Raw genomic sequence first — 16,282 nt, 5'->3', positions numbered from 1 at the left:
CACTTCATCCTGCACAGGGATAGATCACACGGTTTCGGGTCTACGACTGCGTACTCAAGCCCTCTTCAGACTCGCTTTCGCTGCGGCTCCGGCTTCCCGCCTTAACCTCGCACGCAATCGTAACTCGCCGGTTCATTCTACAAAAGGCACGCCGTCAGGCATAAACGCCCTCCGACTGATTGTAGGCACACGGTTTCAGGTTCTCTTTCACTCCGCTCCCGCGGTGCTTTTCACCTTTCCCTCACGGTACTGGTTCACTATCGGTCGCCAGGTTGTATTTAGCCTTAGGAGGTGGTCCTCCCGGATTCCCACGGGATTCCTCGTGTCCCGCGGTACTCGGGGTCCGTCTCGGAGTCCTCTTCGTTTCAGATACGGGACTGTCACCCTCTCTGGTCGGCCGTTCCAAACCGTTCTCTTACGAAAAGGATTGGTAACTCCACGTGAGACGCCCCACGACCCCGCCTGTGCAAGCACAGGCGGTTTAGGCTCTTCCCCGTTCGCTCGCCACTACTGAGGGAATCACTGTTGTTTTCTTTTCCTCAGGGTACTAAGATGTTTCAGTTCCCCTGGTGTACCTTCTCACTGCCTATGGATTCAGCAGTGGATACCCCGCCATTACGCGAGGTGGGTTGCCCCATTCGGAAATCCCCGGATCAAAGCCTGCTTACGGCTCCCCGAGGCGTATCGGCGTTAGCCCCGTCCTTCATCGGCACCTGGCGCCAAGGCATCCTCCGTGCGCCCTTCGTAGCTTAACCTACAAAGGTTGTTCAAAAAGTCGGTGGATCCGCCTTTTTGAACTTGCTCTGTTTGATGCAGTACCTTGGCATAAGCCAAAGTTGATGTCGCATTCGCTATCCAGTTATCAAGGAACCTTGAGGAATTCGCTCCCTCAAAACTGAGCCGTGCAGAAGAAGAGCATCTTTTACATCCTTAGAAAGGAGGTGATCCAGCCGCACCTTCCGATACGGCTACCTTGTTACGACTTCACCCCAGTCATCGGCCCCACCTTAGGCGGCTGGCTCCCATAAGGGTTACCCCACCGACTTCGGGTGTTGCCAACTCCCATGGTGTGACGGGCGGTGTGTACAAGGCCCGGGAACGTATTCACCGCGGCATGCTGATCCGCGATTACTAGCAATTCCAGCTTCATGCAGGCGAGTTGCAGCCTGCAATCCGAACTACGAACGGTTTTCAGGGTTCGGCTCCACCTCGCGGTTTCGCATCCCGTTGTACCGCCCATTGTAGCACGTGTGTAGCCCAGGACATAAGGGGCATGATGATTTGACGTCATCCCCGCCTTCCTCCGACTTGTCGTCGGCAGTCTGTTGTGAGTGCCCAACTGAATGCTGGCAACACAACACAAGGGTTGCGCTCGTTGCGGGACTTAACCCAACATCTCACGACACGAGCTGACGACAACCATGCACCACCTGTCACCGCTGCCCCGAAGGGAAGGTCTGTCTCCAGACCGGTCAGCGGGATGTCAAGCCCTGGTAAGGTTCTTCGCGTTGCTTCGAATTAAACCACATGCTCCACTGCTTGTGCGGGCCCCCGTCAATTCCTTTGAGTTTCAGTCTTGCGACCGTACTCCCCAGGCGGAGTGCTTCATGCGTTAGCTTCGGCACTCATGGGTATGAGCCCACGAACACCTAGCACTCATCGTTTACGGCGTGGACTACCAGGGTATCTAATCCTGTTTGCTCCCCACGCTTTCGCGCCTCAACGTCAGGAATCGGCCAGCAAGGCGCCTTCGCCACAGGTGTTCCTCCACATCTCTACGCATTTCACCGCTACACGTGGAATTCCCCTTGCCTCTCCGACCCTCAAGCTCTCCCGTATCCAAGGCCGTCCCGGGGTTGAGCCCCGGGTTTTCACCCCGGACGCAGAAAGCCGTCTGCGCGCGCTTTACGCCCAGTGAATCCGGACAACGCTTGCCCCCTACGTATTACCGCGGCTGCTGGCACGTAGTTAGCCGGGGCTTCCTCCTCCGGTACCGTCAGGATAGGAGCATTGCCTCACCTATCGGTTCGTCCCGGAAGACAGAGTTTTACAATCCGAAGACCTTCATCACTCACGCGGCGTTGCTCCGTCAGGCTTGCGCCCATTGCGGAAGATTCCCTACTGCTGCCTCCCGTAGGAGTCTGGGCCGTGTCTCAGTCCCAGTGTGGCCGGTCACCCTCTCAGGTCGGCTACGCATCGTCGCCTTGGTGAGCCGTTACCTCACCAACTAGCTAATGCGCCGCGGGCCCATCTGGCAGTGACGCCGTGAAGCGCCTTTCCCTCCTCACGGATGCCCGTGAAGAGCGTATCGGGTATTAGCACTCGTTTCCAAGCGTTATCCCCGTCTGCCAGGCAGGTTGCCCACGTGTTACTCACCCGTCCGCCGCTGACTTTGAGGAGCAAGCTCCTCTCCATCCGCGCGACTTGCATGTATTAGGCACGCCGCCAGCGTTCGTCCTGAGCCAGGATCAAACTCTCGAAGAAAAGTATCGCTCTGCGCCTCGCGAGCGAGGCTTCTTGCAGAGCCCATGTATCGTTCAATCGTGGCTCTCTTCTGCACGATTCAGTTTTCAAAGAGCGACCGTCGCAACAGCGACTACTCTAATATACCATCCTGCAGTCTATTTTGCAAGTGGTAATTTATGTTTCATTTGTCACACCGCATATCGCGGCAACAGGTGTTATCTTATCACGTTATACCCGACTCGTCAACTATTTTCGATATTTAAGTGTTTGTTTTCTGTTTATTTGACACCGAAGGATATAGGAATGATAGAATAAATGTCGAACCAACAGCTCATCTTCTTTTTTTGAAAGGGTGAATGAATCTGAAAGCTGCAACGCTGTGGGAATGGATGAAATCAATCGCAATAGCCCTCCTTTTGGCATTTCTCGTACAAAAATTTATCGTCGAGTTTTTCGTGGTATCCGGTCCCAGCATGAACCATACTCTAGCCAATAACGAACGTTTGCTCGTAAATAAGATTCCTTACTATTTTCATAATCCTCAGCGAGGAGATATTATCATCTTTCAAGAGAACCCAACCGAAGCCTGGGTCAAGCGCGTGATCGGTTTACCTGGAGACAAGATCAAGATCGATCATGGACAATTATATATTAATGGCGTGAAAGTCGATGAGCCATATATCAATAACCCGATGTCTCCTACGTATGACTTCCCTGCGGCAACACCAACGGGCAAATCTTCCTCGCAAGCATCCATTACGGTTCCTCCAGGGGAGCTATTCGTCATGGGAGATAACAGAGATGTCAGTGTCGATAGCCGCGTGATAGGCCCTATCAAGATCAGTCAGGTGATCGGACAGGCTGAAGCGGTCGTCTACCCATTTGATCAAATCAAATGGCTGAGCCGCCCGGACAGTTTGGCTCATCTGTCGTGAACATAAGCGAATGGGCGGCTCCATTGAAAACGAGTGCTTGGGTGGATGTATCGCTTTGCGTTCATGCTCCGTGGAGATCGTTTCAGCGGGTATATGCATTGCGCTCATGCTCCGTGAAGGTCGTCTCGCATGGAATCATAATCATATGTTGCGAGACGACCTTCAAAGTCGCTATTACGCGCAATGCATATACCCTTTTACATCCGAAAGGAAGCGAGACGATCTACAAAGTCGCTGTCTCACGCAAAGCATATGACCTTTTACGGTTTAAAGGAAGCGGAACGACCTTCAACTCACCTCTGCGCCGCAAAGCGATAACACCCACCCAAAAGCCACTCCGTTGTATTTGGCAGCTTTAAATATCTCATCCTATACAAGAATTTTTCATCTTCTGATGGCTCCGCTTGCAGCATGGGAAACTGCTCTGATCATGTGATTGGATATAAAGAACGGACCGCGTCAAGCGGTCCGTTCCCGTATGGTTCTATTGTTTTTCCTCGTTCACTTCTTCGCCCTGCTCTTCTTCTGTAATCACTCGAGCCACTGCCGACACTTCTTCATCATCTTGCAGGGATATCAATTTGACCCCTTGCGTATACCGTCCTTGTTCCGAGATCTCGCGATTTTGCACACGGATCATAATGCCGGATTGCGTGATGATCATGAGGTCTTCTTCTTGGTCTACGACTTTCAGTCCGACAACGACACCCGTTTTTTCCGTGACGTTAAGCGTCTTAATGCCTTTTCCGCCCCGAGATTGTGTACGATACTCGGTGATCTTGGTACGTTTTCCGTATCCGCGTGCAGTCACAACCAGTACATCGGCATCTTCACGCACGATATCCATATCGATCAACACATCATCCTCGCGCAAATCGATCCCTTTCACGCCGGCAGCCGTACGGCCCATCGGGCGCACGTCCGCTTCCGGAAAGCGAATGGACATCCCTTGGCGCGTACCCATGATAATTTCTCTGGTTCCATCAGTCAGACGCACGGCGATCAATTCGTCTTCCTCTTTGATTGTCAAAGCGATCAGTCCGGCTTTGCGAATGTTGGCGAATTCAGATAAGCTTGTCTTCTTCACGACGCCGTTCCTCGTGGCCATGAACAGGTAACAACCCTCTTCAAACTCCTTGACCGGAATAACAGCCGAGACGGACTCGCCTTGCTCGATGTTCAATAAATTAATAATGGGGGTTCCTTTCGCCGCACGACCGAACTCGGGTACCTCGTATGCTTTGAGTCGGTATACTTTTCCCTTGTTCGTAAAGAAGAGAATCATATTATGGGAAGAAGTAATAAACAGATGTTCCACGAAATCCTCTTCTCTCGTCCCGAGAGCCGATACTCCCCGACCGCCACGGTGCTGACTGCGATAAGCCGAAACCGGCATCCTTTTGACATAACCGGCATGCGTAATCGTGATGACCACATCCTGAACAGGGATGAGGTCTTCTTCGTCAATTTCACCCTCAGCCGCGACGATACGCGTGCGTCGCTCGTCACCGAACCGATCGCGAATTTCCGTCAATTCATCCCGGATTACGCCCATGAGAAGATTCTCATCGGCAAGAATCGCTTTTAATTCTGCAATCAATTTTTTGATCTCTTCATATTCACTTTGGATCTTATCGCGTTCCAGGCCGGTCAAACGTTGCAATCGCATATCGAGGATCGCTTGTGCCTGATCGTAGGACAGTGAGAAGCGTTCCATCAGACCCTCGCGTGCTTCGTCGACCGTTTTGGAACCGCGAATCAAGGAAATCACTTCGTCAATATGATCGAGTGCGATCAATAGACCTTCCAAAATATGAGCGCGGGCTTCCGCTTTCCGCAAATCATATTCAGTTCGTCTGCGAATCACCTCTTTTTGATGCTGCAGATAATGCCATAACGCGTCGCGGAGTGAGAGCATCTTCGGCTCCCCACCGACTAATGCAAGCATGTTCACACTAAACGAGGTTTGCAGTTGCGTATGTTTATACAAATTGTTGAGAATCACTTGCGGCTTGACATCTCTGCGCAATTCAATGACGATTCGCATACCGTTCCGGTCCGATTCGTCACGTAAATCGGTGATCCCGTCGATTTTTTTGTCGCGTGCAAGTTCCGCGATCTTTTCTACCAAACGCGCTTTATTGACTTGAAAGGGAATTTCCGAAACGACGATCTGAGATTTGCCATTTTTCCCTTCTTCGATCCTCGCCACCGCTCTCATGACGACAGATCCTTTTCCTGTCTCGTATGCCTGCCTTATACCTTCTCTTCCGAGAATAAGCGCGCCCGTCGGAAAATCGGGTCCTTTGACATGCTTCATCAGGTCGGCTACAGTCGCGTCCGGGTTGTCGATCAAAGTCAATACGCCGTTGATAACCTCTGTCAGGTTATGTGGAGGAATGTTGGTGGCCATCCCGACGGCGATCCCCGCCGATCCGTTCACAAGCAGATTGGGAAAGCGGGAAGGAAGAACGAGCGGTTCCCTCTCATTGCCGTCGTAGTTTGGACCGAAATCGACCGTTTCCTTGTTGATGTCACGCAGCAGCTCCAACGCGATCTGTGACAAGCGCGCCTCCGTATAACGCATAGCGGCCGCCGAATCGCCGTCTACCGAACCGAAGTTGCCGTGACCGTCAACGAGCATATAGCGAATCGAAAAATCCTGGGCCATCCGCACCATCGCATCGTATACTGCGCTGTCTCCGTGCGGATGGTATTTACCGAGGACATCCCCGACCAGACGTGCCGATTTCTTATAAGGTTTGTCGGGTGTCATCCCTACTTCATACATCGCATAGAGAATCCGCCTTTGCACGGGCTTCAACCCGTCCCGTACATCGGGGATGGCACGGCTGACGATGACACTCATCGCATAGTCGATAAACGAACTCTGCAATTCCTTACTGATATCTATGAGATTCTGCCTATTTTCCGCTTCCGGCATCATCATACCTCCAGATAAGCATCAACGCTTACAAAAAAAGAAGCACAGCTTTTATATCAACCAATCAAATATCCAAATTGCGCACAAAACGGGCATGACGTTCGATGAACCGCTTGCGTGGTTCCACGTCATCTCCCATCAAGTCATCAAAATATTTATCGGCCAATTCCGCATCTTCAATGTGAACTTGCAACAATGTCCGCGATTCCGGATCCATGGTCGTCTCCCATAACTGTTCCGCATTCATCTCTCCGAGACCTTTATAACGTTGAATCTGCACGCCCTGACGGCCCACCTCCTCTAACAACTCTTCCAGTTGCGCGTCATTGTACGCGTAGCGGATGGTCTTCCCTTTTTGCACTTTATAGAGAGGAGGCTGTGCGATATAGACGTAACCCTGTTCGATCAATTGAGGCATATGACGATAAAGGAATGTCAGCAAAAGAATGCGAATATGAGAACCGTCCACATCGGCATCCGTCATAATGATGATCTTATGATAACGCGCTTTTTCGATATCGAAATCTTCCCCGATCCCCGTTCCGATCGCAGTGATGATCGCTCGGATCTCGTTGTTGGAAAGAACCTTATCAAGCCTTGCCTTCTCCACGTTCAGAATCTTTCCTTTTAACGGAAGAATCGCTTGGAAATTGCGGTCACGACCTTGTTTCGCGGAACCTCCCGCCGAGTCCCCTTCCACAATAAAAAGCTCGCTTTCTTCCGCATTGCGGGACGAACAATCAGCGAGCTTACCTGGGAGCGAACTGACTTCGAGCGCGTTTTTCCGCCGCGTCAATTCCCTTGCTTTCCGTGCCGCTTCCCTCGCCCTTGCCGCACTGATCGATTTCTCGACGATCTTCTTGGCGACTGACGGATTCTCATCGAGAAAAGTCGAAAAACGTTCGGCAAAGAGCGATTCGACGATTCCCCTCACTTCACTGTTGCCCAGTTTGGTTTTCGTTTGACCTTCAAATTGAGGGTCTGGGATTTTCACGGAAATGATCGCCGTTAACCCTTCTCTTACATCATCACCTGTCAAGTTTCCCGTGCTATCTTTGATCAAATTGTGGCGACGCGCATAATCATTAATGACACGAGTTAACGCACTCTTAAATCCAGATTCATGCGATCCGCCCTCATGGGTATGAATATTGTTCGCAAAGGAGAAGATGATTGAATTATAAGAGACGTTATATTGCAACGCCACTTCGGCGGTGATCCCGTCTTTTTCCCCCATGACATATACGGGGGGCTCATGCAGTACCGTCTTATTCCGATTCAGGTATTCGACAAACGATTGGATACCACCTTCATAGTGGAACGATTCTTTGCGGTTTTCCCTTTCATCAATCAGGTGTATGAGAATGCCTTTGTTCAAGAAGGCGAGTTCCCTTAGCCGCTTTTCCAGGATATCGTAATTATATACGGTCGTTTCCGTAAAAATTTCCGCGTCCGGTTTGAACGTTATGATCGTCCCTGTTTCCTCCGTCTCCCCAACCTCTTCTAAGTCTGTCACAGGAACGCCCCGTTCATATCTTTGTCTGTGAATTTTCCCGTCCCGTTTTACTTCAACTTCAAGCCATTCGGAAAGAGCATTGACTACAGAGACGCCGACACCGTGCAATCCACCTGAAACTTTATACCCTTCTCCGCCGAACTTTCCCCCCGCATGCAAAACCGTAAGCACCACTTCCACGGTAGGCCGGCCCATTTGCGGATGAATGCCGACGGGGATCCCGCGCCCGTTATCCACAACCGTGATGCTGTTGTCCGGATGCACGAAGACAGAAATCTCGGTGCAGAAGCCGGCCAGAGCTTCGTCGATACTATTATCGACAACTTCCCAAACGAGATGATGTAATCCCCGTTCGCTGGTGGAACCGATATACATGCCGGGCCGAAGTCTCACGGCTTCAAGACCTTCCAAAACTTGAATTTGGGATTCGTCGTATACATGTTTCGTCTCTTGAGCCAATGAAATCCCCTCACACGTAAAAAATTCTTTTTTTTAAAAAGTATTCCCTCACGATGCAACAACTAGTCAGTTTTATGATAACAGAAGTACTAGCGATAAAAAAGCTTCCATACGAAGCACATTCGACCAAGCAAATAGCGCATCATATGGTTTATGTTAAGAGAAAGAAAAAAGCCACGCGTACATGCGTGGAGAACTTACGGTTCTCGTTTGCTCTCATCAAGCTCATCCAGAAAACCTGCTCGTTTTTTGAGTGTCAAGGAAGAAATCGGTGAATAATAGACATGCTTTGTAGTCAAAACGAATGATTTGCTTTCGTTCGGGTCGATCGTCACGACAAAACCTTCTTCGTCTGCAACTTCAAGAAATTCCTTCGTGCTTTCTGAGGAATATTTCATTTTTATATCAAAAATCGCAATCACTTCTTTGCTAGGCACCATCACATCTCCACCAAGATGGATGAACATTTCATTCACGACCCTTCTCTTGTAATTACACCCTCTCGAACACGATAAACGTGCGCTTTTTCACGCATAAATTGTTCAATCCCGTAGGTTGTCGTCGTGGTGATCAGCGTTTGCACACGTTCCCCCATACTTTGCAACAAATGGAGTTGCCGGCTCTCGTCCAATTCAGACAGTACATCGTCTAACAAAAGTACAGGGTATTCGCCCACTTCATGGCGAATCAGTTCGATTTCCGCCAATTTCATGGACAAAGCTGCCGTTCTCTGTTGACCTTGTGACCCATACGTATGCACGTTTCGTCCGTTAATCCAAACTTCTATGTCATCGCGGTGAGGTCCGATCGAAGTCGTCCCCCGCTGTAGATCGTATTTCTGTTTTTTTTGTAACTCGTCGAAAATATAAGCGGGAAGTTCAGCCGGAGACGGACATTCCCGGTAAAGTGCCGATTGATAATGCAGTTGTAACTCCTCTTGCTCCCCTGTAATACGGCTGTGAATCTCACTGGCGAATTCTTGCAATCTTTGCAAAAAGGAAACGCGCTTGCTGATGATTTTCGCTGCATACACAGACATTTGCTCATCCCAGATCGCTAACATTTGTATCAATTCGTTTTTTGCGCTTCCTTTTCCTGCTTCTTTTAACAAGTTGTTGCGTTGCAACAATACTTTTGTATACTGTGTAAGATTATACAAATAATGCGGACTCACTTGCCCTATTTCTACGTCTAGGAATCTTCTGCGGGCTTGTGGCCCTCCTTTGACCAGCATGAGATCTTCGGGAGCAAACAGCACGATGTTCAAATGACCGACAAAGTCGGAGATTTTCCGTTTCTCCACCTGATTGACACGCGCTTTTTTCCCTTTCGGCAAAATCGTAAGATCAAGCGTATACGTTCGTTCGTCCCTCGCCAAGCGTCCTGCGATATATGCCCGCTCCGCCTCCCAACGAATCATTTCCGAATCCCTATGCGTACGATGGGATTTCGCCAAAGCAAGCATAGAAATTGACTCCAGAATGTTGGTCTTTCCCTGTGCATTCTGTCCGACAAAAATGTTTACGTCAGGAGATAAAGTGAGCTGTAACGATTTGTAATTCCGAAAATCACGGACTTCCAACTCATGCAAGATCATGAATGCCTCATACCTTTGTAAGGAGTATCCTTCCCACTCCTTCAATATCTATATGATCACCCGGACGTAATTTACGCCCGCGGCGGTTTTCCGGCAGACCGTTTACAAGAACCTTGTGCTCATCCAGGAAGATACGTGCCTCCCCTCCCGATCCTACGATATCCGCGAATTTCAATAATTGACCTAACGTAATTTCATCCGTATGAAGCTTCACTTCCTGTTCCATTTTCGCCAACCCCCCTATGATTTAACTGAACGGTCAGTTCATGCGTATCGGCAAAACCAGTTGCATGATTTTCGTTTCTCCCGGGATTTTGAGAATGAACGGGCTCATCGATCCGGTGAATTCCACAAGGATCTCTTCCGCGTCAAACACACGAAGGGCATCCATTATATATTTTGCATTAAAAGCGAGTAATAGTTCTTCCCCTTTGACTTCTTTTGGAATAAACGTTTCCGTGACTTTCCCGACATCAGCCGATGTAGAAGTGATCTTGATCTGCTCAGGAGTGATCATAAAGCGGACGATATTATTATTATTCTCTCTGGCAATCAAAGAAGCACGTTCGATCGCATTATACAGTTCTTTTGTGTTTACAAGGATACTGGTTTTAAAGGTTGTAGGAAAAAGGCGCGATGTATCCGGATATTGCCCGTCGATTAAACGGGAATAAAATTGGGTGTTTTCCATCTTTATAAGAATCTGATTGTTAGCCACGACGATATCTACCAGTTGATCGTCATCGGGTAATAAACGACCTAATTCATTCAGACTTTTTCCGGGAATAATCACGTTTGACAATGTCAAGTCGGCCGGCGCTTCAACGGTTTCTTCCCTTTGAGCCAAGCGGTGTGAATCGGTAGCCACTAGGCGCAATAACCCGTCTTTTAAAGAAAGCACGACCCCCGTCAGGATCGGGCGGATTTCCTCTGTCGAAGTGGCGAAAACGGTTTGGCGAATCATCTCCTTGAATACATCGCTGGAGATCGAGAAGATTCGATCGCCCATGACTTGAGGAAGTCTCGGAAATTCTTCCGCATCCAATCCGAGAAGGTTAAATTCGCTCGTACCTCCACAGATCGTCGTTAAGTAGTTTTCTTTCACTTCCAGCTCAATCTGTTGATAGGGAAGTTTTCTGATGATTTCCGAGAAATAACGTGCAGGAAGAACAATGGATCCTTCCTCCTCAACTTTTACGATTTCCTCATCGTCCATGTATGCAGGAACAAACGTTTCGATTCCGATTTCGAGGTCAGTCGCTGTCATGCGCAAACCGTTTCTGTCTACGCTCAATTTAATCCCTGACAGTACCGGAATGGTCGTTTTTGACGTGACTGCTTTTTGAACATGTTGAATAGCTGATAATAGTGCGTTTCGCTGAATAAAAATCTTCACAGGAATGGCTCCTCCTTGAAGGATCATAATCTATATAGAATGTGAATAGAAATAACAGTAATAGTAATAAGTGCGCTGAATATGTGGATAACAGCAAAGAAGCCGCCGATCGATTGAAATATCGCTTGTGGATATCATGTGTAGAAATACACCAGAAGTGTCCACATATTCAATGTCGGCGGTTTTTCGGTTGTTATTCACATGTTTTTGATCTTCTCGATGAGTGTTTCGATCGTTTGACGCAAGTTCAAATCGTTCTGCATTTCTTTCTCGATCTTCTCATGCGCGTGGATCACCGTCGTGTGGTCGCGCCCTCCAAACTCATCCCCGATTTTCGGTAAAGAAAAATCGGTTAACTCTCTTGCCAGATACATGGCGATTTGTCGGGGGAAGGCGATCGCTTTTGTCCGCTTCTTCGCTTTGAAATCCTCCAATTTCAAATCAAAGTGTTCACCGACGACTTTCTGTATTTCAGAGATCGTTATCTTTTTGGGTTTGTTCGGGGAAATGATATCCTTCAATGCTTCGGCAGCCATTTCTGCTGACATGTCACGGTTGATCATGGAAGAATATGCGACGACCCGTATCAACGCACCCTCGAGTTCCCGAATGTTCGAATCGATCTTTTTGGCGATATACGTGATGACGTCTTCCGGAATATCGAATCCTTCCGCTTTCGCTTTTTTTCTTAAAATCGCTACGCGCGTTTCCAGATCGGGAGGTTGTATATCGGTGATCAGTCCCCATTCGAAGCGTGAACGCAGCCTGTCTTCCAAAGTAGGAATTTCCTTTGGGGGCCGGTCGCTCGAAATGATGATCTGCTTATTTTCTTCATGTAATGCATTGAATGTATGGAAGAACTCCTCCTGTGTTTGTTCTTTTCCAGCGAGAAACTGAATATCATCAATCAGCAGGACATCAATGTTGCGATATTTATTGCGAAAATCAACCGTTTTGTTATCTCGGATCGCATTGATGAATTCATTCGTGAATTTTTCTGATGAGATGTAGAGGACTCGCATGTTCGGATTATGTTCGAGAACATAATGACCGATTGCATGCATGAGGTGCGTTTTCCCGAGTCCAACCCCCCCGTAAATGAACAAGGGATTGTATGCTTTGGCCGGTGCTTCAGCAACAGCGAGACTGGCCGCGTGTGCAAAACGATTGCCGGAACCGATGACGAATGTCTCAAATGTGTATTTTTTGTTCAATTGAGTGGGCGTGAAGTCATCCGCCGTATCTTTCAATTCCTTGACGGCAGTGTTCCCGGTGGACGGCTCGTAAAAGCTTTCGTCCGGAATTTGAGGGATGACAAACTTGATCTCAATCGGTGTTCCCGTGATCTCAAACAGCGTCTTTTTGATGATTGCAGAGTATCTCGATTCCAGCCAGTCCCGTGCAAATTCACCTGGCACGCCTATAACCAGCATATTGGCATCCAAAGAGACGGCTTTCGTTGATTTAAACCATGTCTCAATACTTGGCCTCGATAGCTGAGTTTCTAAAATTGCTAAGGTCTGCTGCCATAGGCGAGTGGCGTGCCGATCCATTTCGCTTAGGCTCCTTTCTGCGAGAATTGTTCAGGACAAAGAAAAACCCACAGCCAGGGTGTCGTAGCAGCATCGACTGTGGGCTCAATACATAAAAGAACGTCGACCTTGTATAGAATTGTTTCACGATGGTAACAACAAAACTCACAATGTGGAGAAGTTCTCCACCACCCTGAATAACTATCCACAAAGTTATCAACAACTGTGGATAAATGTTTGGATAAGTTGAGTTATCCACACAAAATTCAGCAAATCTATGATAGCAAAAAACTATCTGTATGTGCAATGGATTTTCTTGCACTTATCCACAATGCCAACACTTTTCAAGTTCGCTTATACACGGTATTGTGGATTGTGGAAAAATGTTCGCTGCTATGTTGAAAGTGGTCGAACAACGTCGTATCAAAGGATAATATGTCAACAGGTTTTGTACAAGTTATACAAATGTTGTACAAGCCCGTTGGTTGTTCCATGCAAGATTCGATTGATGCACGTCGTTTGTATTCATCGCTAAAAAGATAAAATGTTTCTTAGAGAGAGGGAGCTCCTTGTAACTTGACCACGATTGCCTTGATCGCTTATAATGATTGGGAATGTCTTTTTCAATTGGGTTTTGATCTGCGGAGATCCTCAAGGAGGTGTGATACGTGAAACCAACCTTTAATCCGAATAATCGTAAACGCAAAATGGTGCACGGATTCCGCAAGCGTATGAGCACCAAAAATGGTCGTAAAGTGTTGGCAGCTCGTCGTCGTAAAGGAAGAAAAGTACTGTCCGCCTAAGGCCACACTACGTGGCCTTTTTCTTATAAAAACGATACGTTTATAGCGGCCTTTGCTTCGTAAATACTAGTGAAGGTAGTCGGAAGAGGTGCATCATGAAGAAGATCCATCGCCTAAAGGATTCCAAAGACTTTCAGAAGGTATTTCAGCAAGGTCGTTCCTGTGCGAATCGATATCTCGTTTTGTATTATCGATATAACAATGAAGGTAACACTTATCGTGTCGGTTTCTCCGTTTCAAAGAAAGTGGGCAATGCGGTCGTGCGCAATCGTGTAAAGCGATTATTGCGCGAAATTTTTCGTCTGGAAGGAGAAGCGATCGAAGAGAGCATTGATTTTGTCGTGGTTGCAAGACCTTTGGCGGCTGATCTTACATATGAAGAGATGAAGAAGAGCCTTGTGCATGTATTGAAGAAGTCAGGTGTTATCAAGAAAGGGGCAATCACGAAAAAGGATGGAGCGGATGATTAAGTCCATCATGCTTTTTCTGCTTGCGTTCTATCGAAAGTGGATATCTCCCTTGAAACCGCCTACTTGTCGATTTTATCCCACCTGTTCCCAATATGCAGTGGAAGCGATCGAAAGGTATGGACCGCTGACTGGGATTCTGCTTTCTGTAAAACGATTATTTAAATGTGGTCCTTGGCACCCGGGAGGATTTGACCCGGTGCCGTTGAAGGAACAGAAGGGATCTCATAAGGAGGGTACGTTGTAGTGCGAAGACTTCAAATGTTGCTGTTTACACTTCTCGTGGTCTTTTCGTTGACTGGATGTGCTTCGGCTCCAGGAGCGACGCTAAATCGTTCTACTTTCTGGGGGCAAATTGTCGGTTTTGTTTCCGATTCGATCGATTTCTTCGCCCGGCAAGTGCACGATTACGGTCTCGCGATACTGATAGTTACCGTCATCATTCGCATCTTGATCCTGCCGCTGATGTTCAAACAATTGCGCTATTCAAAACTGATGCAGGAAGTACAGCCTGAAATGCAAAAGATCCGGGAAACCCACAAAGGGAATCCACAGAAGATGAACGAAGAAATGATGAAGTTGTATCAGAAATACAAGCTCAATCCCCTTTCCGGATGTTTGCCGATCCTCGTGCAGATGCCCATTCTGATCGCGCTTTATCAAGCGATCAATACGAATATCGAGATAAAAAAACACGCCTTTTTGGGATTGATACCTTTAGGGCTGCCTGACCATACATTCATTCTCCCGGTTCTGGCCGCGTTAACTACTTATGTTCAACAGAGAATGATGATCGTGAATGCCCAGGATCCCAATCAAAAGATGCTACTTTATATTATGCCGGCAATGATCTTCTTCTTCAGCTATTCGTTCCCGGCAGCCCTTTCGCTTTACTGGGTATTCAGTAACTTGTTCACGATCGCACAGACATATTTCACAAAATCCCTGCGCCCTGTACCCCAGGGAGGTACCAATAAATGAAGAAAGTGATTACTACGGGCAAGACAGTAGAAGAAGCGGTTCAAGTAGCCTTGCAAAAGCTTGGCGTCCCGCGCGAGAGGGTTCATCTGCGTGTTCTCACGCAGCCTTCTCGCGGATTGTTCGGTTTGATCGGAGTGAGGGAAGCGGAAGTGGAAGTCGAAGTGATTCCCGATCCGATCGAAGACACGAAAAAGTTTTTGCTGGACGTTCTTCGTACGATGAATCTTTCCGAGATTCAAGTGGAGCATCGAATGGAAGATGAGAAAAATCATAGTTTTCATCTGCGTGGTCCCAATATCGGCGTTGTAATCGGCCGTCATGGAGCTACTTTGGACAGCCTGCAATACCTATTGAACATTGTTGCTAACAAATACAGTCATACGTATGTACGCATCACTTTGGATGCGGAAGATTATCGTAGTAAGAGAAAAGAAGCATTGGAACATCTCGCTTCCCGTTTGGCGCAGAAAGTGGCGCGAACAAAACGGGAAATCGTTCTTGAACCTATGCCTTCGCATGAACGAAAAATCATTCATAGCTTTTTGCAATCTCATCCGCATGTGACTACCCTCTCAAAAGGAGAAGAACCCTACAGAAAAGTGATCATTTTACCCAGATAAATAGAGATGATCATGTCGTACTTCTAGTACGGCTTTTTTGTTGATTTTGGTGGCGATCGGATACTTTTGTTGCCTTGTGTGAAGAAAACTATATAGTTCCCCATGTCGCAAGCGGCGCCATCAGAGGATGAAAAGTTTCTTGTGCAGTTGGGTGGGTGTATCGCTTTGTGGCGCAGAGGTGAGTTGAAGGTCGTTCCGCAACCTCTGTAAAGAATCCCAGCGGGACGACCTTCATCGAACCCAAGCGCAAAGCGATACACCCACCCAAGCACTAGTTTTCAAGGTAGTCCCCCATGCCGCAAGCGGCACCATCAGAGGATGAAAAGTGTCTTCGAATGGGCGTAATGCTTTGCGTGAGACAGCGACTTTGGAGGTTGTCTCGCCACATCTGATCATTGTTCCATGCGAGACGACCTCCACGGAGCGCGAACGCAAAGCATACGCCCGCCAAACTACACATTTTCAAGGTAGTCTGTGGATAAACAGGAGCCAGAAGAAGGCTCCTTTTTTATTTCATAAGAAAGTTAATTTGTTAAAAAGCTTGCCCTATCCACATGTGGATACAT

At 47.9% G+C, this 16,282-nt stretch carries 13 protein-coding genes and 2 rRNA genes (1 of these 15 running past the window's edge); 6 read left to right on the top strand and 9 right to left on the bottom strand.

The window, feature by feature from the left end; genetic code table 11:
• Positions 1 to 755, bottom strand: a 23S ribosomal RNA gene (locus tag DNHGIG_RS07380) (it extends 2,300 nt beyond the left edge of the window).
• Between the two features lie 179 nt (positions 756 to 934).
• Positions 935 to 2,484, bottom strand: a 16S ribosomal RNA gene (locus DNHGIG_RS07375).
• Together the 16S and 23S rRNA genes form the textbook arrangement of a ribosomal RNA operon.
• 338 nt (positions 2,485 to 2,822) lie before the next feature.
• Here DNHGIG_RS07375 and lepB point away from each other — a divergent pair.
• Positions 2,823 to 3,401 (top strand): signal peptidase I, encoded by a 579-nt coding sequence (gene lepB / locus DNHGIG_RS07370; RefSeq protein ID WP_282199067.1) that lies wholly within the window; start codon positions 2,823 to 2,825, stop codon positions 3,399 to 3,401.
• Between the two features lie 484 nt (positions 3,402 to 3,885).
• Here the strand turns inward: lepB and gyrA are convergent, their stop codons facing one another.
• The 7 genes from gyrA to dnaA all read right to left on the bottom strand — a co-directional run bounded on the left by gyrA (position 3,886) and on the right by dnaA (position 12,866).
• The gene (gene gyrA / locus DNHGIG_RS07365) at positions 3,886 to 6,348 is read right to left on the bottom strand and encodes a DNA gyrase subunit A (protein ID WP_439647765.1); all 2,463 of its coding nucleotides are present in this window, start codon (positions 6,346 to 6,348) and stop codon (positions 3,886 to 3,888) included.
• Positions 6,349 to 6,409: 61 nt separating this feature from the next.
• Positions 6,410 to 8,326 (bottom strand): DNA topoisomerase (ATP-hydrolyzing) subunit B, encoded by a 1,917-nt coding sequence (gene gyrB, locus DNHGIG_RS07360; RefSeq protein ID WP_282201376.1) that lies wholly within the window; start codon positions 8,324 to 8,326, stop codon positions 6,410 to 6,412.
• A gap of 191 nt (positions 8,327 to 8,517) precedes the next feature.
• Positions 8,518 to 8,787 carry an extracellular matrix regulator RemB gene (gene remB / locus DNHGIG_RS07355; protein ID WP_282201375.1) on the bottom strand — a complete coding sequence of 90 codons (270 nt, stop codon included), beginning with the start codon at positions 8,785 to 8,787 and terminating at the stop codon, positions 8,518 to 8,520.
• A 5-nt stretch (positions 8,788 to 8,792) separates the two neighbouring features.
• Positions 8,793 to 9,917: a DNA replication/repair protein RecF gene (gene recF / locus DNHGIG_RS07350; protein WP_282199065.1), complete on the bottom strand. Its 1,125-nt coding sequence runs from the start codon at positions 9,915 to 9,917 to the stop codon at positions 8,793 to 8,795.
• Between the two features lie 7 nt (positions 9,918 to 9,924).
• Complete coding sequence (gene yaaA / locus DNHGIG_RS07345; protein ID WP_282199064.1) at positions 9,925 to 10,143, bottom strand: S4 domain-containing protein YaaA; 219 nt, start codon at positions 10,141 to 10,143, stop codon at positions 9,925 to 9,927.
• A gap of 33 nt (positions 10,144 to 10,176) precedes the next feature.
• Positions 10,177 to 11,313 (bottom strand): DNA polymerase III subunit beta, encoded by a 1,137-nt coding sequence (gene dnaN, locus DNHGIG_RS07340; RefSeq protein WP_282199063.1) that lies wholly within the window; start codon positions 11,311 to 11,313, stop codon positions 10,177 to 10,179.
• A 197-nt stretch (positions 11,314 to 11,510) separates the two neighbouring features.
• The gene (dnaA, locus tag DNHGIG_RS07335) at positions 11,511 to 12,866 is read right to left on the bottom strand and encodes a chromosomal replication initiator protein DnaA (protein WP_282199062.1); all 1,356 of its coding nucleotides are present in this window, start codon (positions 12,864 to 12,866) and stop codon (positions 11,511 to 11,513) included.
• Between the two features lie 647 nt (positions 12,867 to 13,513).
• Between dnaA and rpmH the strand changes: the two genes are divergently transcribed.
• The 5 genes from rpmH to jag all read left to right on the top strand — a co-directional run bounded on the left by rpmH (position 13,514) and on the right by jag (position 15,716).
• The gene (rpmH, locus tag DNHGIG_RS07330; protein ID WP_282199061.1) at positions 13,514 to 13,648 is read left to right on the top strand and encodes a 50S ribosomal protein L34; all 135 of its coding nucleotides are present in this window, start codon (positions 13,514 to 13,516) and stop codon (positions 13,646 to 13,648) included.
• Between the two features lie 95 nt (positions 13,649 to 13,743).
• Positions 13,744 to 14,118, top strand: coding sequence for a ribonuclease P protein component (gene rnpA, locus DNHGIG_RS07325; protein ID WP_282199060.1), 375 nt, complete (start codon positions 13,744 to 13,746; stop codon positions 14,116 to 14,118).
• Complete coding sequence (gene yidD / locus DNHGIG_RS07320; RefSeq protein ID WP_282199059.1) at positions 14,111 to 14,362, top strand: membrane protein insertion efficiency factor YidD; 252 nt, start codon at positions 14,111 to 14,113, stop codon at positions 14,360 to 14,362. The genes rnpA and yidD overlap by 8 nt, the downstream gene beginning before the upstream one ends.
• Positions 14,362 to 15,096: a YidC/Oxa1 family membrane protein insertase gene (locus DNHGIG_RS07315; protein ID WP_282199058.1), complete on the top strand. Its 735-nt coding sequence runs from the start codon at positions 14,362 to 14,364 to the stop codon at positions 15,094 to 15,096. The genes yidD and DNHGIG_RS07315 overlap by 1 nt, the downstream gene beginning before the upstream one ends.
• Positions 15,093 to 15,716, top strand: a complete 624-nt coding sequence (gene jag, locus DNHGIG_RS07310; RefSeq protein WP_282199057.1) for an RNA-binding cell elongation regulator Jag/EloR — start codon at positions 15,093 to 15,095, stop codon at positions 15,714 to 15,716. Before DNHGIG_RS07315 ends, jag begins: the two co-directional genes overlap by 4 nt.
• Positions 15,717 to 16,282 lie beyond the last annotated feature (566 nt).

This window comes from Collibacillus ludicampi (assembly GCF_023705585.1).
In the GTDB taxonomy this organism is placed as follows: Bacteria; Bacillota; Bacilli; order Tumebacillales; family BOQE01; genus Collibacillus; species Collibacillus ludicampi.
Note: the sequence above shows the minus strand (reverse complement) of the source record. Positions and strands in the feature narration are given on the sequence as shown.

What these genes read in the sequence shown, in the direction of transcription:
- yidD (WP_282199059.1), top strand. Translation starts at nt 14,111, where the DNA reads ATGATTAAGTCCATCATGCTTTTTCTGCTTGCGTTCTATCGAAAGTGG.
- gyrA (WP_439647765.1), bottom strand. Translation starts at nt 6,348, where the DNA reads ATGATGCCGGAAGCGGAAAATAGGCAGAATCTCATAGATATCAGTAAG.
- yaaA (WP_282199064.1), bottom strand. Translation starts at nt 10,143, where the DNA reads ATGGAACAGGAAGTGAAGCTTCATACGGATGAAATTACGTTAGGTCAA.
- lepB (WP_282199067.1), top strand. Translation starts at nt 2,823, where the DNA reads ATGAATCTGAAAGCTGCAACGCTGTGGGAATGGATGAAATCAATCGCA.
- recF (WP_282199065.1), bottom strand. Translation starts at nt 9,917, where the DNA reads ATGATCTTGCATGAGTTGGAAGTCCGTGATTTTCGGAATTACAAATCG.
- dnaA (WP_282199062.1), bottom strand. Translation starts at nt 12,866, where the DNA reads ATGGATCGGCACGCCACTCGCCTATGGCAGCAGACCTTAGCAATTTTA.
- remB (WP_282201375.1), bottom strand. Translation starts at nt 8,787, where the DNA reads ATGTTCATCCATCTTGGTGGAGATGTGATGGTGCCTAGCAAAGAAGTG.
- jag (WP_282199057.1), top strand. Translation starts at nt 15,093, where the DNA reads ATGAAGAAAGTGATTACTACGGGCAAGACAGTAGAAGAAGCGGTTCAA.
- rnpA (WP_282199060.1), top strand. Translation starts at nt 13,744, where the DNA reads ATGAAGAAGATCCATCGCCTAAAGGATTCCAAAGACTTTCAGAAGGTA.